Annotated in this window: 25 protein-coding genes; 10 read left to right on the top strand and 15 right to left on the bottom strand. The window is 60.7% G+C overall.

Features of this window, described 5'->3' with window-relative positions:
- Positions 1-62: 62 nt before the first annotated feature.
- From MUW49_RS19125 to MUW49_RS19105, 5 genes are all read left to right on the top strand, one after another.
- Positions 63-1,664 carry a GGDEF domain-containing protein gene (locus MUW49_RS19125; RefSeq protein WP_134997578.1) on the top strand — a complete coding sequence of 534 codons (1,602 nt, stop codon included), beginning with the start codon at positions 63-65 and terminating at the stop codon, positions 1,662-1,664.
- 158 nt (positions 1,665-1,822) lie between these two features.
- Complete coding sequence (gene ppnN, locus MUW49_RS19120) at positions 1,823-3,178, top strand: nucleotide 5'-monophosphate nucleosidase PpnN (protein WP_010673382.1); 1,356 nt, start codon at positions 1,823-1,825, stop codon at positions 3,176-3,178.
- A gap of 127 nt (positions 3,179-3,305) precedes the next feature.
- Positions 3,306-4,103 carry a flap endonuclease Xni gene (gene xni, locus MUW49_RS19115; protein ID WP_103858151.1) on the top strand — a complete coding sequence of 266 codons (798 nt, stop codon included), beginning with the start codon at positions 3,306-3,308 and terminating at the stop codon, positions 4,101-4,103.
- 142 nt (positions 4,104-4,245) lie between these two features.
- A complete protein-coding gene (locus MUW49_RS19110; protein ID WP_103858150.1) occupies positions 4,246-5,253 on the top strand; it encodes an isocitrate dehydrogenase in 1,008 nt (335 codons plus the stop codon).
- A 120-nt stretch (positions 5,254-5,373) separates the two neighbouring features.
- A complete protein-coding gene (locus MUW49_RS19105; protein ID WP_010673379.1) occupies positions 5,374-5,817 on the top strand; it encodes a hypothetical protein in 444 nt (147 codons plus the stop codon).
- Between the two features lie 66 nt (positions 5,818-5,883).
- Here the strand turns inward: MUW49_RS19105 and rlmM are convergent, their stop codons facing one another.
- The 6 genes from rlmM to dinB all read right to left on the bottom strand — a co-directional run bounded on the left by rlmM (position 5,884) and on the right by dinB (position 12,511).
- Positions 5,884-6,978 (bottom strand): 23S rRNA (cytidine(2498)-2'-O)-methyltransferase RlmM, encoded by a 1,095-nt coding sequence (gene rlmM, locus MUW49_RS19100; protein ID WP_041214679.1) that lies wholly within the window; start codon positions 6,976-6,978, stop codon positions 5,884-5,886.
- Positions 6,971-7,357 (bottom strand): DUF423 domain-containing protein, encoded by a 387-nt coding sequence (locus MUW49_RS19095; RefSeq protein ID WP_010673377.1) that lies wholly within the window; start codon positions 7,355-7,357, stop codon positions 6,971-6,973. The genes rlmM and MUW49_RS19095 overlap by 8 nt, the downstream gene beginning before the upstream one ends.
- 43 nt (positions 7,358-7,400) lie before the next feature.
- The gene (locus MUW49_RS19090; RefSeq protein ID WP_103858148.1) at positions 7,401-8,036 is read right to left on the bottom strand and encodes an alpha/beta fold hydrolase; all 636 of its coding nucleotides are present in this window, start codon (positions 8,034-8,036) and stop codon (positions 7,401-7,403) included.
- A gap of 12 nt (positions 8,037-8,048) precedes the next feature.
- Positions 8,049-8,969 carry a transcriptional regulator GcvA gene (locus tag MUW49_RS19085; protein WP_103858147.1) on the bottom strand — a complete coding sequence of 307 codons (921 nt, stop codon included), beginning with the start codon at positions 8,967-8,969 and terminating at the stop codon, positions 8,049-8,051.
- Between the two features lie 286 nt (positions 8,970-9,255).
- Entirely contained in the window at positions 9,256-11,391 is a 2,136-nt protein-coding gene (locus tag MUW49_RS19080) for a methyl-accepting chemotaxis protein (RefSeq protein ID WP_244813090.1), read from the bottom strand.
- Between the two features lie 67 nt (positions 11,392-11,458).
- A complete protein-coding gene (dinB, locus tag MUW49_RS19075) occupies positions 11,459-12,511 on the bottom strand; it encodes a DNA polymerase IV (protein WP_103858145.1) in 1,053 nt (350 codons plus the stop codon).
- 216 nt (positions 12,512-12,727) lie between these two features.
- Here dinB and MUW49_RS19070 point away from each other — a divergent pair, with 216 nt between their 5' ends.
- Positions 12,728-12,937, top strand: coding sequence for a hypothetical protein (locus MUW49_RS19070; protein WP_048208185.1), 210 nt, complete (start codon positions 12,728-12,730; stop codon positions 12,935-12,937).
- 80 nt (positions 12,938-13,017) lie between these two features.
- On the opposite strand, the gene nqrM is transcribed toward MUW49_RS19070, so the two are convergent.
- The 9 genes from nqrM to MUW49_RS19025 form a co-directional block, all read right to left on the bottom strand.
- Entirely contained in the window at positions 13,018-13,242 is a 225-nt protein-coding gene (gene nqrM / locus MUW49_RS19065; protein WP_010673371.1) for a (Na+)-NQR maturation NqrM, read from the bottom strand.
- Positions 13,243-13,253: 11 nt separating this feature from the next.
- Positions 13,254-14,291 (bottom strand): FAD:protein FMN transferase, encoded by a 1,038-nt coding sequence (locus MUW49_RS19060; RefSeq protein ID WP_109422048.1) that lies wholly within the window; start codon positions 14,289-14,291, stop codon positions 13,254-13,256.
- Between the two features lie 3 nt (positions 14,292-14,294).
- Positions 14,295-15,518: an NADH:ubiquinone reductase (Na(+)-transporting) subunit F gene (gene nqrF / locus MUW49_RS19055; protein ID WP_010673369.1), complete on the bottom strand. Its 1,224-nt coding sequence runs from the start codon at positions 15,516-15,518 to the stop codon at positions 14,295-14,297.
- 17 nt (positions 15,519-15,535) lie between these two features.
- On the bottom strand, positions 15,536-16,132 hold the full coding sequence (gene nqrE / locus MUW49_RS19050; protein ID WP_005303538.1) for an NADH:ubiquinone reductase (Na(+)-transporting) subunit E: 597 nt from the start codon (positions 16,130-16,132) through the stop codon (positions 15,536-15,538).
- A 3-nt stretch (positions 16,133-16,135) separates the two neighbouring features.
- Positions 16,136-16,768 carry an NADH:ubiquinone reductase (Na(+)-transporting) subunit D gene (locus tag MUW49_RS19045; RefSeq protein WP_005303545.1) on the bottom strand — a complete coding sequence of 211 codons (633 nt, stop codon included), beginning with the start codon at positions 16,766-16,768 and terminating at the stop codon, positions 16,136-16,138.
- On the bottom strand, positions 16,761-17,549 hold the full coding sequence (locus MUW49_RS19040; protein WP_039040709.1) for a Na(+)-translocating NADH-quinone reductase subunit C: 789 nt from the start codon (positions 17,547-17,549) through the stop codon (positions 16,761-16,763). The genes MUW49_RS19045 and MUW49_RS19040 overlap by 8 nt, the downstream gene beginning before the upstream one ends.
- Positions 17,539-18,768: an NADH:ubiquinone reductase (Na(+)-transporting) subunit B gene (locus MUW49_RS19035; RefSeq protein ID WP_010673367.1), complete on the bottom strand. Its 1,230-nt coding sequence runs from the start codon at positions 18,766-18,768 to the stop codon at positions 17,539-17,541. The genes MUW49_RS19040 and MUW49_RS19035 overlap by 11 nt, the downstream gene beginning before the upstream one ends.
- 3 nt (positions 18,769-18,771) lie before the next feature.
- Positions 18,772-20,115, bottom strand: a complete 1,344-nt coding sequence (locus tag MUW49_RS19030) for a Na(+)-translocating NADH-quinone reductase subunit A (protein ID WP_029313920.1) — start codon at positions 20,113-20,115, stop codon at positions 18,772-18,774.
- Positions 20,116-20,534: 419 nt separating this feature from the next.
- Positions 20,535-20,843 carry a BolA/IbaG family iron-sulfur metabolism protein gene (locus MUW49_RS19025; RefSeq protein ID WP_010673364.1) on the bottom strand — a complete coding sequence of 103 codons (309 nt, stop codon included), beginning with the start codon at positions 20,841-20,843 and terminating at the stop codon, positions 20,535-20,537.
- 207 nt (positions 20,844-21,050) lie between these two features.
- Between MUW49_RS19025 and MUW49_RS19020 the strand changes: the two genes are divergently transcribed.
- The 4 genes from MUW49_RS19020 to MUW49_RS19005 all read left to right on the top strand — a co-directional run bounded on the left by MUW49_RS19020 (position 21,051) and on the right by MUW49_RS19005 (position 23,623).
- Complete coding sequence (locus tag MUW49_RS19020) at positions 21,051-22,184, top strand: methyltransferase (protein WP_111896964.1); 1,134 nt, start codon at positions 21,051-21,053, stop codon at positions 22,182-22,184.
- Between the two features lie 24 nt (positions 22,185-22,208).
- On the top strand, positions 22,209-22,781 hold the full coding sequence (locus tag MUW49_RS19015; RefSeq protein WP_010673362.1) for a YajG family lipoprotein: 573 nt from the start codon (positions 22,209-22,211) through the stop codon (positions 22,779-22,781).
- A gap of 14 nt (positions 22,782-22,795) precedes the next feature.
- Complete coding sequence (locus tag MUW49_RS19010; RefSeq protein WP_041211273.1) at positions 22,796-23,347, top strand: peptidylprolyl isomerase; 552 nt, start codon at positions 22,796-22,798, stop codon at positions 23,345-23,347.
- A gap of 114 nt (positions 23,348-23,461) precedes the next feature.
- Positions 23,462-23,623, top strand: coding sequence for a hypothetical protein (locus MUW49_RS19005; RefSeq protein ID WP_244813089.1), 162 nt, complete (start codon positions 23,462-23,464; stop codon positions 23,621-23,623).
- The last annotated feature ends 142 nt before the right edge of the window (positions 23,624-23,765 follow it).

The raw sequence follows: 23,765 nt of genomic DNA, 5'->3' as shown, positions 1-23,765 counted from the left end.
TTGATTGGCTTTCTGTTGCTGGACGAAACAAAAACGATAATGACAACAGGGCGACCTGAAGAATGAATGATATGGCTGCCGTAACAGGACAACTGGCAAGACTCAGGGAATCCCTCCAGCAGAAACAGCAGGAGCTTGACGGCATGGCGAGCTTCTCCGATGCCGAACGCACCCGCAGTATCCAGTTCATCGGCAAGTTGATGCAAGCCTGTCGCGGCCACGATCGCGAGCTCGACAACCGGCTCGCCAAGCTCAAGCAGAAACTTGAAGGCAACCCTCCGCTCACCTCCATCGATGCCGATCTGATCGCCATCGAGAAGCTGTTGCAGCAGCACAGCCACACCATGGAAGAGTCCATCAGCCTGACCCGGGCAGCCATCGATCTCGGCAGCAAACAGCTCAAAACCATCAAGGGGTTTCCGGAAGATACCCGCCGCGCCCTCAAGGAGTTTCTCGCCAGCCCGGAGAGTTACGGCATCGGCGATCACCAGAAGAAGGTGATCCGGCTGCTGGAGTTCTACCAGCAGGCGATCAAGATCCAGCTGCTGCCGCGCAAGCCGCTGATCCCCCCTTCGGCGGAGATCCCCACCGAGCTCTCCAGCCCGGCCCCTACCGACTCCTTTGACATCAAGGCACATGCCCAGATTTCAGACGAGTTGCAGCGTCTCATCACCGAGCTCGACTTTGCCGGCGCCGTGGGCGAGAGCCTCGCAGACATCCGCCGCCAGTTGCTCGGGGGCATCACCCCTGCCCTGCTGGCCGAACTCTGCCTGCAGATCATCGAACTCATCATCGAGGGTACCCGGGAAGAGCGCAAAGCCTCCCAGGCGTTTCTCAGCACCCTGAACGAGAGTCTCTCCTCGGTCCATTACAGCTTTACCGAATCCCTGGATGAAGGGCGGGCGCTGCAAAATGCCGCCCATCTCAGCGGACAGGCGCTGGAGCGGGAACTCGCCGCCATCGATCGCGCCATGGCAGCCCATGACTCGCCACAGATACTCAGGGGCGCCATTTCTGGGCATCTGGACACTATCCGCCGGCTGCAGCAGGAGCGGGAGGAGATGGCCAACCGCGAGCGCCACCTGCTCACCCACCTCTCCAACATGGAAGCCAAGCTCAGGTTGATGAAGGACGAGACCGCCGAGTACAAGAAGCGGCTCAGCATCCAGAAACACAAGCTCTTCCTCGACAGCCTGACCCAGGTACACAACCGGGCGGCCCTGGACGAGCGGCTCGAGCTCGAATACAAACGCTGGTTACGCTATGGCACCCCCCTGTGCCTGGCCATCATCGACATCGACCACTTCAAGCACATCAATGACAACTACGGCCACATGGCCGGCGACAAGGCATTGAAGGTGGTTGCCAAGGCCCTGCAGAACGCCTTGCGCGACACCGACTTCATCGCCCGCTTTGGCGGTGAGGAGTTCGTGGTCTTGCTGCCGAACATCAATCCGGACAAGTACCAGAAGCCGCTGGAGAACCTGCGTCAGACCATCAAGAGCATCCCGTTCCGCTTTCGCGATGCCAGGGTCGAGATCACCATCTCCATCGGTGCCACTCTGTTTCGGACCGGCGACCATACCACGGATGCGTTCGAGCGCGCCGACAAGGCGCTCTACAGTTCCAAGCACTCCGGCCGGGATCAGGTCAATCTCGCCTGAATCCGCTTTGAGGGACGGCTAAAAAAGCGGCAAACGCACAGTCCCCCTATTCCCCTGCCCACCCCCTTGCCTCTACTATCGAACCCGAGGGATGCCAAAGCATCCCGTTTTCTCCCCAGGGAAAGCACAACGATAACAAGCGAGTGAAAGGGGAAATTATGATTACACACATCAATCCCGTGGGCAGCATGGACCTGCTGTCCCAGCTCGAGGTGGATCGCCTCAAGCAGACGGCCTCCAGCGATATCTATCAACTGTTTCGCAACTGCTCGCTGGCGGTCCTCAACTCCGGCAGCCATACCGACAGTTCCAAAGAGATACTGGAACGTTTCAAATCCTTCGATATTCACGTGATCCGGCGCGAGCGCGGGGTCAAGCTCGAGCTGTTCAACGCCCCCGAGCACGCCTTCGTCGACGGCGAGATCATCCGCGGCATCCAGGAGCACCTGTTCTCCGTGCTGCGGGACATTCTCTATGTGTCGACCCAGCTCGAGTCCAATCGTCTGGTCAACCTGACCAGCTCCACCCATATCTCCAACGTGGTGTTCGCCATCCTGCGCAACGCCAAGGCGATCCTGCCCGGCGCGGATCCCAACCTGGTGGTCTGCTGGGGCGGCCACTCCATCAACGAGGTGGAATACCAGTACACCCGGGCAGTGGGTAGCGAGCTGGGTCTTCGCGAGCTCAACATCTGTACCGGCTGCGGTCCGGGTGCCATGGAGGGCCCCATGAAAGGGGCCGCCGTCGGCCACGCCAAGCAGCGGGTGCGCAACGGCCGTTACATCGGTCTCACCGAGCCTTCCATCATCGCCGCCGAACCGCCGAACCCCATCGTCAACGAGCTGGTGATCCTGCCGGACATCGAGAAGCGGCTGGAAGCCTTCGTGCGTCTGGGTCACGGCATCATCATCTTCCCGGGCGGGGTCGGAACTGCCGAGGAGCTGCTCTACCTGCTCGGTATCATGATGCACCCGGCCAACGATCGCCAACCCATCCCCATCGTGCTGACCGGCCCGAAAGAGAGCGCCGACTACTTCCGCGCCATCGACGACTTCGTCAAGGCGACCCTGGGGGAAGCCGCCACCAGTCTCTACCGGATCATCATCGGCGATGCGCCCGAGGTGGCCCGCGTGATGAAGGAGGCGATGCCGAAGATCCGCGAATACCGCAAGTCGGTGGGAGATGCCTACTCCTTCAACTGGTCCCTGCGGATCGAGCCCGAGTTCCAGCTGCCGTTCGAGCCGGATCACGCCAGCATGGCCAGCCTGGATCTGCATCGCAACCAGCCACCCCAGCTGCTGGCAGCCAACCTGCGCCGCGCCTTCTCAGGCATCGTCGCAGGCAACGTCAAGGAAGGGGGCATCAGGGCCATCGAGAAGAAGGGTCCCTTCAAGCTGCACGGCGACAAGGAGCTGATGCACCTGATGGACAGATTGCTGGAAAGCTTCGTCAAGCAGCAGCGCATGAAGCTGCCGGGCAGCCAGTACGTTCCCTGCTACGAGATAGTCAAATAGTCGGGACATCACAATGCACCGCACCGGAGGGGCCCATGGGCCCCTCTTTCATTGACTGGTCTTCTACGGGGTTAGCAGGAGACGCCACCATTGTTACAATGGCAATCCCCGACGCCCGGAGTGCCCCATGCCACACCTGCTCATCATCGATGCCCTCAACCTCATCCGCCGACTGCACGCGGTGCAGAGCCAGCAGGGACTGACCCCGGCTCAGGCCCTGCTCGCCACCCGTGCCAACCTCATCAACACCTGCAAGAAGCTCCTGGCGGCCAGCAAGCCGACCCACGCCATCGCGGTCTTTGACGGTGAGGTCCACAGCTGGCGCAAGACGCTCTATCCCCCCTACAAGGAGGGCCGCACCCCCATGCCGGATGAGCTGAGAGAAGGGCTTGCCGACCTGCAGGACGCCTTCTGGGAGTGCGGTGTGGATGCCCTGCTCTCCCAGACCGACGAGGCGGACGATCTCATCGCCACCCTGGCAAGCGGCATTGCCCAGCACGGCGCCAGCGCCACCATCATCTCCACCGACAAGGGGTTCTGCCAGCTCATCTGCCCGCAGATCCGGGTGCGGGATTACTTCAACAAACGCTGGCTGGATGCCGCCTTCGTCCAGCAGCAGTACGGCGTTACACCGACCCAGCTTGTGGACTTCTGGGCCCTGACCGGTATCAGCGGCTCCAACATCAAGGGGGTGCCCGGCATTGGCCCCAAGACCGCCACCCAGTTGCTGCAGCAATACGGGGACCTGGCTGCCATGCTGGAGGCCTGTGAGCGGGAGGAGGCCACCAGACCCCTGCTCAAGCTGCGCCAGCACCGGGAAGAGGCCCTGCTGGCCCAACGCCTGGTCCGGCTGCAGCACGATATCCCGCTCGGGTTCAACCTGCGGGAGATCCGCTACCCTCCCATCCCTGATGCCGGGGCGTGATCCCCAGCACACCATTTCCCAAGACAGGCCGTACCTGTTGACATAAATGGGTAAAATGTAAAGAAACATGGAGGATGTGGTGCAAAAATGGTATAAAGCCGACGAATCCTCCCCCTCTGTTCCCTAGAAGTGGATACGCCTCATGTCAAAAAGAAAGATTACCGTCATCCCGGGCGACGGCATCGGCCCCAGCATCATCGAGTCCGCCATCCAGATCCTGACCCACGCGGGTTGTGACTTCGACTACGAATACGCAGACGCCGGTCTGGTAGCCCTGGAAAAACATGGCGAGCTGCTGCCCCAGGCCACCCTCGACCTGATCGAGAAGAACAAGGTCAGCCTGAAAGGCCCGCTCACCACTCCGGTCGGCGGTGGCTTCACCTCCATCAACGTCTCCCTGCGCAAGAAGTTCAATCTCTACGCCAACGTGCGCCCCGTCCTCTCCTTCAAGGGCACCAAGAGCCGTTACGACAACATCGACATCATCACGGTGCGCGAGAACACCGAAGGCATGTACTCCGGTGCCGGCCAGAAGCGCAGCGATGACAACCAGAGCGCCGAGGCGATGAGCATCATCACCCGGGAAGGGGCCGAGCGCATCGTCACCTTCGCCTTCGAGCTGGCGCGCCAGGAAGGACGCAAGAAGGTCACCATCATCCACAAGGCCAACATCCTCAAGTCCACCTCCGGCCTGTTCCTAGAAGTGGCCCGTCAGGTCGCGGCCCGCTACCCGGACATCCAGAACGAGGAGATGATCGTCGACGCCGCCTGCATGAACCTGGTGATGTACCCGGAGCGCTTCGATGTGATGGTCACCACCAACCTGTTCGGCGACATTCTCTCGGATCTCTGTGCCGGTCTGGTGGGGGGGCTGGGCATGGCGCCAGGCGCCAACATCGGTGAAGGGGCCGCCATCTTCGAAGCGGTACACGGCTCTGCGCCGGACATCGCCGGCAAGAACATCGCCAACCCCACCTCGGTGATCCTCGCCTCCATCCAGATGCTGGAGTATCTCGGCATGCAGGACAAGGCGGAGCGCATTCGCGAGGCCGTGCGGGCGACCATCGAGTCCGGTGCTCGGGTGACCCGTGACCTGGGGGGCACTGCGTCCACCAGCGAATTCACCCAGGCCATCATCGACCGTCTATAAATAGAGTCCAACCATATGATTTTAAAAGGGAGCTTCGGCTCCCTTTGTTTTATGCCAACGCCTCCCTACCTCCCTCGCCAGATGAATACTATGTTGATATGAGGGATAAGGAGATCCACCATGCGTGCTACTTTCATCTTGCTGATCGTCAGCAGCAGTGCCACGGCATTAGACAGGCCAGTCGACAATGCCTGGTTGACGCCGCCTCCCCAGCACGAAGCGCCAGCCAAGCAGACCTGGCAATCCACCCTGGATACCAACGATCTGCTCAAACAGCCCAAGCCGCTCTCTCTGGGGGTGGATATCACCACCGACAGCAACGGCAATCGGCAGATCACCCCCTATCAGAAGCTGAACCTCACGGCAGAGAAGAGCGTCAGCCTCTCCTTCGAAAAGCAAAAGCCCAGGATCAAGTTCAACGCTGGCGGCATCAACACCTCGGTCAAGCTTCGCGGGGATGGCGTCAAGATGCAGTTCAACCCCAGTGACAAGACCATTCCCCTGCAAATTGAGCTGAAGATCACCGACGACGAGTCCATGATGCGTCTGGACTACCGCTTCTGATGACCCAGACACAAAAAAACCGGACGTCACCGTCCGGTTTTTTCATGCCCTGTTCCCGATGCAGCTTCAGGACTTGGGGGACAGCTTGGAGACCCAGAACTTGTTGTAGACGTGCACCGTGATCTCTTCGCGATCGTGATAGAGCTGTTTGGCCTGAATGATGAAACCGCCGTCGATGTCGGCCAGCAGTCCGCGCAGCACCTCGATGTTGTGCACCGCCTCGGCGTAGCGCTTCTTCATCGGCAGCTTGAGGTTGAACATGGCTTCCTGACAGTCGTTCTCCCTGAACCAGTCGGCCACCATGTGGGTCACTCGCGCCGGCTTGTCCACCATGTCGCACACCAGCCAGTAGGTATTCTTCTTGCTCGGCCGCCACACGAAACCATCGTCACGGATGTGCTTCACCTGGCCTGTGTCCATCAGGGATTGGGCCATCATGCCGTTGTCCACCGCCGTCACCATCATGCCACGACGCACCAGCTGATAGGTCCAGCCACCCGGGCAGGCGCCAAGATCCACGGCCTTCAGGCCGGAGCACAGGCGCAAGTCCCACTCTTCCTTCGGCACGAAGACGTAGAACGCCTCTTCCAGCTTGAGGCTGGAGCGGCTCGGGGCATCGGCCGGGAATCGCAGGCGCGGGATCCCCATGTGGAAGGCAGAGTTGTTGAAGGAGTAGGAGTACCCCAGCATCAGGTGGTCATTGGCCAGGAAGAAGGCGTGGAACACGGGACGGTTCGGGGTCTCCTTCTTGGTCAGGATCTCGTTGCTGCGCAGCGCCTGGCGAAGCGGCACGGTGAACTTGCGGCAGAAGGCGGAGAGCTCCTTCGCCTCGTTGGTATCGGCCGTCTCCACCCGCAGATCACCGCAAATGGCGTAACCGCTCGCCGCCTCCAGGATGGGAGAGACCCGATCGCTTATTTCCAGATCTTTCAGCTCGTGGGTCACCACCAGCATCTGGCGAATGAAGATGAGCTCGCGGAACGGCAGCTTGCGCGCCAGCAGATCGGCCTGCTCCTCGTCATACAACTCGAAGATCACATAGCCGCTGTCGTCCTTGACCCGGGCAAAGCCGTAGCACTGCATGTTGCCGGCACGCTCGGTGATCTCTGCCGCCGCCTCTTTCTCAAAACCCGGGCGGCAATAAAGCAGCAGATTATTCATTCTTTCCTCCAAGACGACAGCCGGCCCACATCAGAGCCGCCCATCCCAACATAAAACAGAGGCCACCGGCCGGGGTGATGAGCCCCAGCCCCTTGCTGCCAAGCAGCACCATGGCGTAAATACTGCCGGAGAATCCCAGGATCCCCAGCACAAAGACGGCGCCCGCGAAGGTGATCACCTTGCCGCGCACGCCGCACAACCCCAGCACCAGCAGGGCCAGGGCGTGGAAAAACTGGTATTGCACGGCGGTGTTGAACGCCGCCAGCAACGAAGGAGCAATGCCGGTCGCCGCCAGCCCGTGAGCGCCGTAGGCCCCGAGCATGGTGGCCGTCAGGCCGAAGAAGCCCGCCAGCACCAGCCAATGTCGTTGGATCTGCATCTTCTCTCCTTGCACGCTTCTTCTCTCGACCCGCTCGAGATGGTCAGGAGCGGCCCACCGCCGCGATAAAACCCTTGATCCGCTCCGCAGCCAGGCGCAGGTTCTCCTGCTCGCTCATACCGCTCGCCTTTCTCGGTTTGAAACCATGATCCCCGTCGGTCAGCCAGTGGACCGATACGGCGGGTGAGAAGGGGAAATCGGCCAGCTCGGCGCGGGAACCGAAGGTATCGCGCTCCCCCTGCAGCAGCAGCGTGGGCGTCGTGATCAGCTTGAGCACCTCGCCCCGCCATGCGTCGGGCTTGGCCGGGGGGTGGAAAGGATACCCGAGAACGATCAATCCTGCAGCATCCATCTCGTCGCCCCCCTCGCAAAACAGCTCGGCCGCCATCCTTCCCCCCATGGACTTGCCCGCCAGAAACAGCCGGGGATGGGCAAACTGGCGCACCATCTCGCGCCAGTGAGCCAGCAGCACGGGTTGTCTGTCCGGCGGCCTGCGTTTGCCGTCCTGAGCCCGTTTGGTCATATAGGGGAAGTTGAAGCGCACCACCTCGATCTCCGGCCCCGCCAACAGTCGCGACAACTCGGCCAGGAAGCGGTGCTCCATGCCCGCCCCCGCGCCGTGGGCCAGCAGAATGCGAACGGGGGCGTCACTCGCCCCCTCTCTTGTCAGGTCAGTCACCAGGTCAACTCCTCAGGCATCGGCAAGGCGGGCACTCCTGCGGGCCTCTTCCTGCTCCACCAGTTCCAGCATCCAGTCACGGAAGGCCACTATCTTGCCCTGATCGGACTGCTGCTCCTGACACACCAGATAGAAAGCGTTCTTGCTCACCAGCACCTGTTCGAACGGGCAGATGAGACGACCCGCCTCTATCTCCGGCTGGGCCAGCACGCTGTGGCCGAGCGCCACCCCCTGACCGTGGATCGCCGCCTGGATCACCATGGTGGAGTGGCTGAAGATGGGCCCCTGATTCACATTGGGGGCATCGATGTCGAGCTGGCGGAACCAGGCCTTCCAGTCGCGCCGGGAGGTGTCGTGCAGCAGGGTGTGACGGGTCAGATCGTCCGGGGTGCGCAGGGGCTTGGGGCCGGTCAGCAGCAGGGGCGAGCAGACCGGGATCAGGTACTCGGTGTGCAGCTTGTCCGAACGAAGACCCGGCCAGTTGCCGCGGCCGTAGTAGATGGCCACGTCCACGTCGTCGGTCAGCGACCCCTCGTCCATGTCCACCGCCTTGATCCGCACATCGATGTCCGGGTGGCGTTCGCTGAACTTGACCAGGCGGGGCACCAGCCACTGGATGGCGAAGCTCGGCTGCAGGGAGACGGTGAGCGCCCCCTTGGCGCTGCGGGCCAGCAGCTTGTCGGTCGCCTCGGAGATGGAGGCGAAGATGTCCTTGATGTCGAGGAAGTAGCTCTGCCCCTCCTCGGTCAGTAGCAGGGAGCGATTCTTGCGGCGAAACAGCTTGATGCCGAGATACTCCTCCAGCGCCTTGATCTGGTGGCTGATGGCTGCCTGGGTCACGAACAGCTCTTCTGCTGCGCGGGTAAAGCTCAAGTGACGAGCCGCGGCTTCAAACGCTTTCAGTGCATTGAGCGGAGGTAAACGACGAGACATGGAATCGGCCGACGATGAATTTTTCTAATGGGGCGCATTATAAATTGTCGGTTGCGGGTCGACCAGTGAATAAACATAATTCGCCACGCAATTCGTTGTCATATGGCTCACACCTTCTCTTCCATGTTGGTTTACATGTGGTTTTTGTGAGTGAGTCGACAGTGATTGTGGTGTTGTGTTTCTTCCTCTGCGGGAAGAAGGGCTAAATCAGGTCGATTTAACCCAGTCTGTCATCTGAATGTGTTTGGCGCCTCCGGTTGGATGGCGCCTTTTTTCTTATCCTCCCCTACACCCGGAACTGGCCCACCAGTTGCTGCTGCTTGTCCGCCAGTTGCGACAGCTCGCGCCCGTTGTCAGCGGAGGTCGCCGCTTCCGCCCGAATGGTATGGCTCACATCGCGAATGTTGCTGACGTTGCGATTGATCTCGTCCGCCACTCCGCTCTGCTCCTGCGCGGCCCTCGCGATCTGCTCGTTCATCTGGTGGATGGTGCCGACAGCCTGGATGATCTGCTCCAGCACGCTGACCGACTGCTCCACCTTGGTGAGGGTCAGATCCGCCTGGTGATGACCGGTCAGGATCGCCTTCACCACCGCCTCCGTCCCCGACTGCAACTGGCCGATGAGGTTCTGGATCTCGACGATGGCGTTCTGGGTTCGGCCCGCCAGGTTGCGCACCTCGTCGGCGACCACCGCAAAACCGCGCCCCTGCTCACCGGCTCGGGCCGCCTCGATGGCCGCGTTCAGGGCAAGCAGGTTGGTCTGCTCGGCAATCCCCTGGATCACCACCAGGATGTCGTTGATGTTGTCGCTGTTGGCGGAGAGGTGTTCCACCACTGGTTTGGCGTCGCTTATCACCGTCATCAGTCTGGACATGGCCTCCTGGGTCTGCGCCACCACGGACTTGCCCTCCTGAGCCGCCGTGTCGGCCTCATCGGCCGCCGCCACCGCCGCATTGGCATTGCCGGCGACCTGCAGGGCGGTAGCGCTCAACTCTTCAAACGCGGTCGCCACCAGATCCACCTCCTGATACTGGGACTGCATGCCGGCGCTGGTACGGGCTGCCCCTTGCGCCGCCAGGGCCGCACTGGCCCGAGTGCCCGCAACAGTGTCGATCACCTGGCTGATGGTGGATTGCAGTTTGTCCAGGAAGTTGTTGAACCACTTGGCCAGCTCGCCTATCTCGTCATCCCTGCGCAGATCGATGCGCTGGGTGAGATCCCCCTCCCCGCTGGCGATGTCCTTGAGGCGTGCCACCACGGCACGGATGGGCGCCACGATGCGCTGGGCCATCAGCCAGATGCAGAGCAGGGCGAGCGCCGAAATCCCGCCACCTATCGTGAGCTGGGTGGCCACGATGCGCTGGGCCTGATCCTCAAGCTCCCCTTGCAGTTGCAGGGCCGAGGCGAGCACCACGGCGCGGGGCAGCTCGATATAGGTGCCCCACTTGCGATCCGTACCGCGCATGCTGACCGGCACGAAGGTCTGCAACAGTGCGCCATCCGGGCTCCAGCGCGTCACCACATCTCCCTTGGTCAGCCACCCCTTGAGATCCTGCGCCAGCCCTTGCTGCTCCAGCAGATTGCCAAGGGCGACGGGGAACCCTTCCACGCCGGCCACCCGCCCTTCACTGCTGAGCAGAAGCACCTTGCCCTGCCCCTTGTAGAGGGTCCGGCCCATCTCTTCCACCAGGCTCTGCAGGGTCCCCAGGGAGATGTCGACCCCCACCATGCCAAGCAGGGAGCCCTGGTCCAGCAGCGGCACGGTTACCGAGGTCATCAACACCTGCTGGGTCCCCACCTCGTCCACATAGGGTTCGAGCAGACAGAGCGCCTTGCTGCGGATGCTGCAACTGTACCAGTCGTTCTCAAGGCCGCCGTGTCCGGAGGGCTTGTCGTTGGCCAGTATCGCCTCGTCCATCACCTCCAGGGTCACCTTGCCATCGACCCTGGCCCAATAGCTGGAGAAACGCCCCTTGTCGTTGGCCCCGAGCGCCGTCGACCCCTGATAGTTGTCATCCTCCCCGTCGAGCTGGTTGGGTTCGAATACCGCATAGACACCGAGCAGGTTCGCTGACGACTCCGCCGCATCCTGCAACTGCTGGTTGACGGCATTGCGCAGCGCCTCGGAGTGAACGAAGTTGTCGGCCGCGTTCTTGCGCTGGAACAAGATACCCTCGGCAAGCAGGGTCGCCCTGAAGTAAGCCTCATCGAGGTAGCTGGTCACCCGGGCTGCCTGGGTCGCCCCCATGGCCTGCATCCAGTTTTCTGCCGCGTGCAGCCCCTCCAGGGTGGTGGAGGTGAGCACCTGCTCCTGCATGCGGGCCGCGTTGAAAAGAGAAGAAGCCACCAGCGCGACGGCACTGGCCAGCAGACAGCAACCGGCGATCAGGGTGATCCGTCCCTGAACAGAAAGAGAACTCATGCCACTATTTCCTAACGTCTACAGATGTGAACACTGTATCGGTTTTGGATACAAAAACTTAACTAAATCAGCAGAAATCCAGGCTTAATTGATTGATTTCACCCGCTCCGGGCAAACCAACGACCAGACCGAGCAGGCGAATGGGCTTTCCTTGAGCCCGTTGCAGTCCCTCGTGCAGCAGATCGTGGAAACGTGCCGCCTGATAACTCCCCTTGCGATAAACGGTGGTCTGGTGAAAATCGGCAAACTTCAGCTTGATCCCCTGCCCCATCAGCATCTCCGCAGGGCAGGCCTTGGCAAAACGCTGCTCCAGCTCGGGAATGAGCCGGCTGAGCACCTGCCAGCAGGCGTCCTCGTCCAGCACGTCGCTGGCGAGCGTCGTCTCCACACCGATGCTCTTGCGCACCCGCCGGGCCTGCACCGGCTGATCGTCATGCCCCCAGATGCGGCCGGCCAGCATCTCCCCGAGCTTGCCGAAACGGGCAATCAGCTCCTCGTTGCCGAGCTGGCGGGCATCTTCGCACGAATACAGCCCGAGGGACTCCAGCCGCTCTGCCGTCTTGCGGCCGATGCCGGGCAGCTTGCCAAGAGGGAGCTGGCGCACGAACTCGTCCACCTCCTGGGGGCGAATGACGAACAGGCCGTCAGGCTTGCGCTGCTCCGAGGCGAGCTTGGCCAGAAACTTGTTCGGCGCCACACCGGCCGAGGCAGTCAGCCCAAGCTCGGCGCTGATGGCGGCACGGATCTCCGCCGCCATCAGGGTGGCGCTGCCACCGCAGCGGGGACTCTGGGTCACGTCGAGATAGGCTTCATCGAGGGAGAGCGGCTCCACCTGCTCGGTGTAGCGCAGGAAGATGGCGCGCAACTGGCGCGAAGTTTCTTTGTAGACGGCCATCCGCCCGGGGATCAGCACCAATGGCGGACAGAGCTTTCTGGCCAGGGCGCTCGGCATGGCAGAGCGCACCCCGAAGCGGCGCGCCACGTAGTTGCAGGTGGAGATGACCCCGCGTCGGTCGGCGGCGCCACCGATGGCGAGCGGCACCTCCCTGAGGGCCGGGTTGTCCCGCATCTCCACCGCGGCGAAGAAGCAGTCCATGTCGATGTGAATGATCTTGCGCATGGCCGTGTCTGTTGCTGTGTCGACAGCCTCCCGAACAGATCATAGGGATAGACCCTGGGCATCCGGCGAGGAGGCGTGTCGAACGACAAAAATACTGTATGAATAACCAGTTGAACGTTCCATGCTACCCCAAGCCTGTCATTTCTGCCAGCGCGCCAGCGCGGGCTAGGGCATAGACTCTCAGGGCTCCCATTTGCGGGGGCTGGGAGGTGCAGGATGAGAAGATTCTGGCCGCTGCTGGGCCTGCTGCTGCCGCTGACGGGCACGAGCAAGGATCACCCGACTGCGGAGTGCAACTGGCTCTATCAGCGCATCGCCGCCTTGGAAAAAGCCATACAGCAAGGGGATGAACTGGGCACCAGAGAGGAGCTGGCAAAGCGAAAGAAAGAGTTCAAGGCAAAGGCATGCAGCCAATATGACTACTGACCCCATGCCACATAAAAAACGAGCCGACCCAGGGGTCGGCTCGTTTCGTTGCAAGGCTGCCTTCAGAGCGATATCCGCCGTTAGATGATGCGGTTGTCCACCAGCATCTTGCGACGGGCCTCTTCCTTGGCCATCTTCTTCTTGCGGTTGTCGCAAGGCTCGGGGCAGTCGCACTCCTTCTCGATCCCGATGGAACCCAGGCCGCCACAGGAGCCGGAGATGGACTTGCGCTGGAAAATGTAGCCGATGGCCATGGCCACCACGACCATCAGAAACACCCCGAAGGTGATCAGAAAGATCTGCATGTAGTTACCCCTTACTTCTTGACCAGATAGGGTTTGAAGGCATCCGAATAGGCCTCTTCGAACCCGTCATCCGTCTTGGTGATGGTGAAGATGGCCAGCCCCCGTTCCTTGGCATAGGCCAGGCTCTTCTCCGGCCCCATGACCATAAACACGGTCGCCAACCCGTCTGCAGTCATGCAGGAGGGGTGGATGACGGTCACCGACACCAGGCGGTGCTGGATGGGCTTGCCCGTCAGCGGATCCATGGTGTGGGAGAAGCGCTTGCCGTCCAGCTCGTAATAGTTGCGGTACTCGCCCGAGGTGGCCACCCCGTTGTCACCGGGCAGGATCACCTCCTGTACTGAACCGGCATTGACGGTCGGCTTCTCGATGGCGACACGCCAGGGATGCCCCTTGCCATTGACACCGTTGATGCGCAGCTCGCCGCCTATCTCCACCAGATAGTTGCGCGCCCCCTGGGACTCCAGGTACTCGGCCACCTTGTCCACGCCAAACCCCTTGGCAATGGCGGAGAGATCCACATAGAGGTCCGGGATGTCCTTTTGCAGGGTATCGGCATCGGCAGAGGTTATCACATGCAGATTGCCAAGGCCCGTCTTCTGCCGGGTCTGGGCGATCAGCTCGTCGGACGGCACCTTGGTCGGTCTGGCATCCGGCCCAAAGCCCCACAGATTGACCAGAGGACCGACGGTGACGTCCAGCGCCCCGCGGCTATCGCGGCCAATGTGAATGGCCTCGGTTACCACCCGTGCGGTATCGCGGGAAACCACCACAGGGGTATTGCTCTTGTGCTGGTTGAAGCGTGACAGCTCGGAATCCGGGCGATAGGTCGACATCTGATCGTTGACCCGCTCCAGCAAGACGTCAACCTCGGCTTGCAGCCTGGCGGCATCCTGAACAGCGCTATCTGCCACCTTGATGGAGTAGTAGGTACCCATGGTGCTGCCGGTGATGTGGATCTCCGGCTTCGATTGGACCGTTTCCTGACCGCACCCAGTCAAGAAAAAGGCTAGCCCGAAGGCTAGCCAGGTCTTTACAACGCTGTGCATGGATTAACCACCGAAGTCATCCAGCAGGATGTTCTCGTCTTCAACACCGAGGTTTTTCAGCATGTTGATGACGGCGGCGTTCATCACGGGAGGCCCGCACATGTAGAACTCGCAATCCTCAGGCGCCTCGTGGTTCTTGAGGTAGTTCTCGAACAACACGTTGTGGATGAAGCCAGTGTAGCCATCCCAGTTGTCTTCCGGTTGCGGATCGGACAGGGCGACGTGCCACTGGAAGTTGTCGTTCTCGGCCTGCAGCATGTCGAAGTCTTCGACATAGAACATCTCGCGCTTGGAACGGGCACCGTACCAGAAGCTCATCTTGCGCTTGGTCTTCAGACGGCGCAGCTGGTCGAAGATGTGGGAGCGCATCGGCGCCATACCCGCACCACCACCGACGAACACCATTTCGGCGTCGGTGTCCTTGGCGAAGAACTCGCCGAACGGACCGGAGATGGTCACCTTGTCACCGGCCTTCAGGCTGAAGATGTAGGAAGACATCTGGCCGGGAGGGGCAGTCCAGTTGCTGGGCGGCGGAGTTGCGATCCGCACGTTCAGCATGATGATGCCGAACTCTTCCGGATAGTTCGCCATGGAGTAGGCACGAATGATCGGCTCGTTGACCTTGGACTCCAGCTCGAAGATCTTGAAGCGATCCCAGTCGCCACGATACTCCTCGGGAATATCGAAGTTCTTGTACTGCACGTGGTGGGCAGGCGCTTCGATCTGGATATAACCACCGGCGCGGAACGGCACGCTCTCGCCATCGGGGATCTGCAGTTTGAGCTCCTTGATGAAGGTGGCCTTGTTGTCATTGGAGATGACGGTACAGTCCCACTTCTTCACGCCGAAGATCTCTTCCGGCAGCTCGATGTCCATGTCGGAACGCACGGTGACCTGGCAGGCCAGACGCTCCCCATGACGGGCTTCGCCCTTGCTGATGTGATCCAGCTCGGTCGGCAGGATGTCGCCGCCGCCGGATTTCACACGCACCTTGCACTGACCACAGGAGCCACCGCCGCCACAGGCGGAGGAGACGAAGATACCACTGCCGGCGAGCACGCCAAGCAGCTTGCCACCCGCCGGGCTGGTCACAGCCTTGGCCGGGTCGCCGTTGATGCTGATTGTCACGTCACCGGCGGTCACCAGCTTGGACTTGGCGAACAGAATGACTGCCACCAAGGCCAGCAGGATCACGGTGAACATGACCACACCCAGAATAATTTCCATCTATATTTCCTTTCCGATTACAGGGAAATACCAGAGAAGGACATGAAGCCCAGCGCCATCAGACCCGCGGTGATGAAGGTGATGCCGAGGCCGCGCAGGCCTTCCGGAACATCGGAATATTTCATCTTCTCGCGGATCCCTGCCATCGCGACGATGGCCAGCATCCAGCCTGCACCCGAACCCACGCCATAGACCACGGACTCAACGAAGTTGTAGTCACGCTGCACCATGAAGGAGACGCCGCCGAAGATGGCGCAGTTCACGGTGATGAGCGGCAGGAAGATACCGAGGGCGTTGTAGAGGGCCGGGAAGTACTTGTCCAGCGCCATCTCCAGGATCTGTACCAGGGCCGCGATCACCCCGATGAAGGTGATGAAGCTCAGGAAGCTCAGATCCAGACCGGATACCAGGGCACCGTCTTTGAGCACGTAGTTGTAGATCAGGTTGTTGGCCGGGACGGCCACGGTCTGAACCACGATAACGGCAATCCCCAGACCCATGGCGGTCTTGACCTTCTTGGACACCGCCAGGAAGGTACACATCCCCAGGAAGAAGGAGAGCGCCAGGTTCTCGATGAAGATCGAGCGAATCAACAGACTGATATAGTGTTCCATACCTTAATCCTTCGCCTCCACCTGCTTGGGATCCTTGGTGCGCACGCCCCAGATGATCAGACCAATGATGAAGAACGCACTCGGCGGCAGCAGCAGCAGGCCGTTGGGCACATACCAGCCACCATTGTTCACCAGCGGCAGCAGCTCGATGCCGAACCAGGTGCCGGAACCCAGGATCTCGCGCACGGTGGCCACGGTCAGCAGCACGGCGCCATAACCCAGACCGTTGCCGATACCGTCCAGGAAGGAGGGCAGCGGGGCACTCTTCATGGCGTAGGCTTCGGCACGACCCATCACGATACAGTTGGTGATGATGAGGCCGACGAACACCGACAGTTGCTTGGAGATGTCATAGGCATACGCCTTGAGCACCTGGTCAACCACGATAACCAGCGAGGCAATCACCGCCATCTGGGCGATGATCCGCACGCTGTTCGGGATCTGGTTGCGGATCAGGGAGATGAACAGGTTGGAGAAGGCGGTGACCGCGGTAACGGCCAGCGTCATCACGAACGCCGTCTTCATCTGGCTGGTAACGGCCAGCGCGGAACAGACACCCAGCACCTGCAGTGCGATGGGGTTGTTGCCGAGCACAGGCGTCAACAGCAACTTTTTCATTTCGCTCTTGTCAGCCATTGTTGATTTCTCCTGCACGTACCTTGGCCAGGAAGGGACCGAAGCCCTTGGGGCCCATCCAGAAGTCGAAGGTGTGCTGTACACCATTACCGGTCAGGGTTGCACCAGACAGGCCGTCGATTTCATGCTCGGAACCAGCCGGAGCATGGCCCTTGATCACCCGCAGCGCAGGCTGACCGTTCTGGTCGAACAGCTTCTTGCCGACGAACAGCTCGCGCCAGGCCGGGTTCTCGATCTCGCCACCCAGACCCGGGGTTTCACCGTGGTCATAGTAGGTGATGCCCTTGATGGTCTGACCATCGGCCGCGACCGCTACGAAGGCGTACATGGTGGACCACAGACCCTGGCCGTAGATCGGCAGGATGATGTTGTCGACCTTGCCTTCGGCATCTTTCGCGAAGAACACGGGAACCAGCTTGGAGATCTGACGCAGGCCGGCCTTGTCGTCGGCCGGGGCCAGACGGATGCTCTTGGCCGGATCCTTGGCGGCAACCTTGGTGTCGAAGTTGTCGGCGTCGCCGTCAACGAACTCACCAGTGGTCAGATCCACCAGACGCGCTTCAATCTTGTCGCCATAGAGCTGGGCCAGATCACGCTTGGCCACGGCGCTGATGTCGACGCCGGCGACGGACAGGATGTTGCTTTGCTTGTCCAGTGCCTTGTTTTCCAGCTGGGCCGGACGCAGACCCACGGCAGCCACGGAGACCACGATGGAGCAGACCAGACACAGACCGGTCACTACGGCGAGGGTGCCGGTAGTAGAGTCTTTATTAAACGCCACGTGCGATCCTCCGCTTGATGTTCGCCTGCGCCACGAAATGGTCAAACAAGGGGGCAAACAGGTTGGCGAACAGAATGGCCAGCATCATGCCTTCCGGGAATGCAGGGTTCACTACCCGGATCAGCACCACCATCACGCCGATCAGGGCGCCATACCACCACTTTCCCTTGTTGGTGAAGGCAGCGGAAACGGGGTCGGTCGCCATGAAGGCCATGCCGAACGCGAAACCACCCAGCACCAGGTGCCAGTGCCACGGCATGCTGAACATGGGGTTGGTATCGGAGCCGATGACGTTGAACAGCAGGGAGGTCGCGACCATGCCGACCATGACGCCGGCGATGATGCGCCAGGAGGCGATGCGCATGTAGACGATCATGGCTGCGCCGATGAGGATCATCAGGGTGGAAACTTCACCGATGGAACCGGGCAGGTTGCCAAGGAAGGCATCCATCCAGCTGATGGCTTCACCGGTGGCACCGTTGATCAGCGCCATCTGGCCGCCCTGGGCCCACTGGCTCAGTGCGGTTGCGCCGGAGAAGCCGTCAACGGCAACCCAGACCGCATCACCGGAGATTTGACCCGGGTAGGCGAAGAACAGGAAGGCACGACCCGCCAGCGCCGGGTTCAGGAAGTTTTTGCCGGTACCACCGAACACTTCCTTGGCCAGCACCACACCGAAGGTGATACCCAGGGCAGCTTGCCACAGGGGCAGCTCGGGCGGCACGATCAGGGCGAACAGGATGGAGGTCACGAAGAAGCCTTCGTTGATCTCGTGCTTGCGCACCATGGCGAACAACACTTCCCAGAAACCACCGACGATGAAGACGGTGATGTAGATCGGGAAGAAGTGCGCCGCACCGATCAGCATCTTGCTGCCGATGCCGGCGACGGCCGGATCCAGCGAGGCACCGAACAGGGTGGCCAGGGCGTATTGCCAGGAATCGGCACCGGCCGCGCTGCCCATGTGGGCGATGGCGGCGATGGACTGGTTGCCGACGTTGTACATGCCCCAGAACATGGCCGGGAACACGGCCAGCCACACCATGATCATCATGCGCTTCAGATCGATCGCATCACGGACGTGGGCGGCATTGCGGGTCACGGAACCCGGGGTATAAAACAGGGTGTACGCCGCTTCGAACAGGGCATAGTACTTGGCGTACTTGCCACCCGGCTCGAAGTGATGTTCCATATTTTCAAGAAGTTGCTTGAAACTCATCGCTTAACCTTCCAGTTCGATCTTGGTCAGGCACTCACGCAAGACGGGGCCGTACTCTGTCTTGCCGGGGCAGACGAAGGTACAGAGCGCCAAATCTTCCTCATCCAGCTCCAGGCAGCCGAGCGCCTGCGCGCTGTCGGTGTCACCGGAGATCAGATCCCGCAGCAGCAGGGTCGGCAGGATGTCGAGCGGCATCACACGCTCATAGTTGCCGATAGGCACCATGGAGCGATCACTACCGTTGGTGGTGGTAGTGAAGTTGATGAGTTTGCCCTTCATCAGGTGAGAGAGGGTGGTACGGGTGATGGAGAACTTGTTGGCACTGGGTTTGACCCAGCCCATGAACTCTTTCTCACGGCCTTCGCCCAGCACGCTCACCTGGTTGTGGAAGCGACCCAGGTAGTCATGGACCCCTTCGGCCTTGGCACCGCTCAGCAGGGAACCGGAGATGATGCGGTTTTCGTCCGCACGCAGCTCGTTGTTGGTCAGCTGGCTGAGGCTGGCACCCAGACGGGTACGCAGCAGACGCGGCTTGATGACGTTCGGGCCAGCCAGGGAGATCACCTTGTCGGTGAAGATCTGGCCGGTGGTGAACAGCTTGCCGTAAGCGATCACGTCCTGATAGTTGATGTGCCACTGCACCTTGTTGGCACCGACCGGATCCAGGAAGTGGATGTGGGTACCCGGCAGACCGGCGGGATGCGGACCGACGAACACGGCTTCCTTGACCTGGGCCAAGGAGGAGTGCGGCAGGCTGGCTTCGCCCTTGCAGACGTGGACGGTACCATCGGTCAGGCGGGTCAGCACGGCCAGACCGTCGAGGAAGGCCTGGGCCTGTTCCTTGATGATCAGCTCCGCACTGGCGGCCAGCGGGTTGGTGTCCATGGCGGTGACGAAGATGGCGCGCGGGGTGGAACCCACGGCCGGTACCTTGCTGAACGGGCGGGTACGCAGCGCGGTCCATTGGCCTGATGCAACCAGGATTTCCTGCACCTTGCTGCGCTCGAGCTGTGCCAGCTCGGCGGAGGCAAAATGCTCAAAGGTCACCTGCTCGTCGGACCCATCGATGTCGATGACGACGGACTGGAGAACACGCTTGGCACCACGGTTGATCTCAGAAACCACACCGGTGGCAGGGGCCGTGAATTTAACGCCGGGATTCTTCTTATCTTCGAAGAGCTCCTGACCTTTAATGACGCGATCACCTACTTTGACAAACATAGTAGGACGCATCCCCACGAACTCTTCGCCGAGTGTAGCAACACGGGTGATGGCCGGGCCATCGTAGATTACTTGCTCCGGAGCACCCAGCACGGGGATGTCCAGTCCTCTTTTAATTGTAATCATACTCACTTGCACTACCGTTAAGGGAAGACAGGTTGGTTAGCGCCGAGAAATACATCACGACGAGTTGTTGAATGAGCCCGTCAACATCGCGGAAAGCTGTCGAAGAAATAAACAAATCAGCAACATACAGGATCATTCAAAAGCGCCTGAGTTTACCACCTTAGGCGAGTTAGCCGCCACGCCAAATGGGGAAAATCCCCGCCCTATCACAAAATTAACCTTCACTGAATATTTCGCGCACGTCCTTGCAAACCGTGGTTTTAAAGGACTTTTCGCAAAACTAACCATATAGAGGTATTTTTCAGGCGTAAGGAAAAGGATTAGAAAAAATAATGCTACACCCCTCATCCCTGGCGGCACACCATTCGTGATAGCGCTGTTAATGGCCCGAGGAAGGCGCCATCAGAAGGTCCAACGGCTCACGCAAAGGGGGATTTGCTGACGCAACCCGGCGTCTTTGGCGCCTGCTCCCGGGCCTGCCACTCGGATTCGGTATAGGTATGCAGCGCCAATGCATGAATGGCTCCCGCCAGCTCGTCGGCCAGCACCCCGTTCACCTGACGATGGCGCCCCAGCAAACGCTGTCCCTCAAACGCCTGGCTCACCACAACTACCTTGAAGTGGCTTTCGGAGCCCGGTGCCACCCTGTGCATGTAGCTTTCATTGATCACTTCCAGGTGGCTCGGGGAGAGCGCGGCGGCCAGCTTGGCCTCTATCTGTTGTTGCATGCTCACGGTAAGGACTCCTCGTTGAATATCCGGCCATTGTAGCCAGGGTTGTGCGCCCGATGCATCAGGTACGAAGGATCCGCTCGCTCTCGCCGCACCGGACTGGTGAATTTCTCCGCCGCCGCTAGAATAGCGCCACTTTCACCGCTGCCGGGCAACACGGGGCAGACGGTCGCCATTCATCAATCACACGTTGGACTCTTGCCTATGCAAACCCTGCTCGACACGGCCCACTGCCGCCTGACCCTGTATCGTTACCCGCGGCAGAGCCAGGACCCCCTGCAGGCCTGGGATGCGGCGGACGAGTATCTGATAAGCCACCTTGCCGAATCGCAGCAGGCACCTGACGGCCCCGTCATCATCATGAACGACGGCTTCGGCGCCCTGGCAGGCTACCTGCATGCCCACGACCCCGTCTGCGTGACCGACTCCCACATCAGCGAGCGGGCCACCCTGGCCAATCTGGCGGAAAACGGGCTGGATCCCCACGCCATCACCCTGCAGGATGCCCTGGCCCCCCTGCCCGATGCCCCCGCCCTGGTGGTGATCAAGGTCTCCAAGTATCAGGCGCTGCTGGAGCAGCAACTGCTTGCCCTGCGCGGGGTCGTGACCCCCGCGACCCGCATCATTGCTGCCGGCAAGGCCAAGGACATCCACACATCCACCCTCAAGCTGTTCGAGAAGTATCTGGGAGAGACCCGCACCTCGCTCGCCTGGAAGAAGGCGCGCCTCATTCATTGCACCCCGGCCGCCGAGCGCCCGTCCCTGACCAGTCCCTTCCCGACCGTCTGGCCGCTGGAAGGCACCGACATGCTCATCCACAACCATGCCAACGTCTTCTCGCGCACCAGCCTGGATATCGGCGCCCGCTTCATGCTGGACAACCTGCCCATCCACAGTGCCCGTAGAGTGATCGATCTGGGCTGTGGCAACGGCGTGCTCGGGCTCTCCCTGCTCGCGCGGGACAGCGAGGTGGAGGTGACCTTCATCGACGAATCCCGGATGGCGGTGGCGTCCGCACGGCTCAACGTCGAGCACAACCTGCCCGATGCCCTGCCCCGTGCCCACTTCATGGTCAACAACTGTCTCGATGACGTTCCCGTCGGGGCAGCGGACAGGATCCTCTGCAATCCCCCCTTCCATCAGTTGCAGGCGATCACCGATCACATCGCCTGGCAGATGTTCAGCGATGCCCACCGGGTGTTGCCTCAGGGGGGCGAACTCTGGATAGTAGGCAACCGTCATCTGGACTATCACAACAAACTCAAGCGCCTGTTTGGCAACGCACAAGTCGTTGCGTCGAACAGCAAATTCGTTATTTTGAAAGCCATCAAACGCTAAAGATAAAGCTAAAGGAAACCCATGATGAAAAAGTCACTCTTGCTGCTGGCTGCTCTGGTATTGGGCGGTTGTGCTACTCACTGGCCCGAGAGCGCCCTGCTCAACCCGCAAGTCATCCCCTCCAACCAGCAGTACTACTCCGGCAACCGCATCACCATGGAAGGGGTGGACAAGCGTGAAGCCGCCTATGTCTTCTCCATCAAGAAGAAAGAGAAGGCTCCTGTGCTGGTGAACAGCAGTCAGCCTCTCAACAGCCTGCTGGCTGAAAAACTGGCGGAAGGGCTGCGCAGCCAGGGCCTGGAAGTGGGCAACAGCGGCACCACCAACCTGACGCTGGCCATCTCCACTGCCGCCGTCACCGTGGAAGAGAAGACCTTCACCTATGTCACCAAGTCCCGCGTCAGCCTGCAGGTGATTGCCGACTTCCAGGGCAGCAAGCTGACCAAGCAGTTCAACATGTCCTCCAGCAAAGAGAGCCCGGGCGAGCCGAGCATGGCCGATCTGGAATCCACCCTGAACCAGCAACTGGGCAGCGTGCTGCAGCAGATCATGGCCGACGAGGCGCTGCGCGGTTATCTCAAGGGCCAGCCGAGCTGAGCGAGGACATATAAATGAAGAAACTCTGGTTACTGATCACCTTAATCGCCCCCCTGGCTTTTGCCGGTCAAAAAGTCCAGATGGAGACCAACCATGGCACCATCGTCGTGGAGCTGGCCCCCAAACAGGCACCCCAGACCGTGAAGAACTTCCTGCGCTACGTGGCAGACGGCAGCTATGACGGCAGCCTGTTCCACCGGGTGATCCAGAACTTCGTGGTGCAGGGTGGGGGCTACAACCAGCAGTTCCAGCCCCTGCCGACCTTCGATCCCGTGGTCAACGAGTCCAGAGGCGGCCTGCCCAACAAGCGCGGTACCATCGCCATGGCCCGCACCCAGGCGGTCGACAGCGCCACTCGCCAGTTCTATTTCAATCTGGTGGACAACGACAACCTCAACGCCAATGCCGGCGCCGGTTACACCGTGTTCGGCCAGGTTGTGAAGGGGATGGAGGTGCTGGACAAACTGGCCCAGGTCCAGACCGGCTACAGCTCCATCCTGCGTGCCAACGACGTCCCCACCAGCCCCATCATCCTGAAGAAAGTGGTGCTGCTCGCGGACAAATAACGCGGCCCGGATCACATTCCACCGCGTCCCTGAACGGGTCACCGGTCTCTTTTTCTATACTCTGCTCCCCGATGTGTGCCACGCATCGGGGAGCAGAACCAGAAGGAGGAGCCGGTGACCTGTCATGATTACATAACCCAACACGCCGACCCGCTGGCACAGGCGGTTCGCCATTTTCTGGCACGCAAGATTCCCTACCAGCAGCTGGAAGACTTGAGCTGGCAGCTCCTCTCCCATTGGCAGGCGCTCTGCGTGATCCCCATGGACAAAACGTAAGTATTCACCGGAACAGTATTGACACAGGAAAAATGAGACGATCGTCTCTTGATCCCACTTTCCTGCTTGCTTGATCCTGCTCCTTAGATACGCTCCCCCCATGAGCAAAAACACCATGCATTCCGCGGGAATGCCCACCACT

Source organism: Aeromonas sp. LsrichE-8G, from assembly GCF_022869435.1.
GTDB lineage: Bacteria > Pseudomonadota > Gammaproteobacteria > Enterobacterales > Aeromonadaceae > Aeromonas > Aeromonas caviae.
The sequence above is the reverse complement of the archived record's forward strand: the minus strand, read 5'-3'. Positions and strand labels throughout refer to the sequence as shown.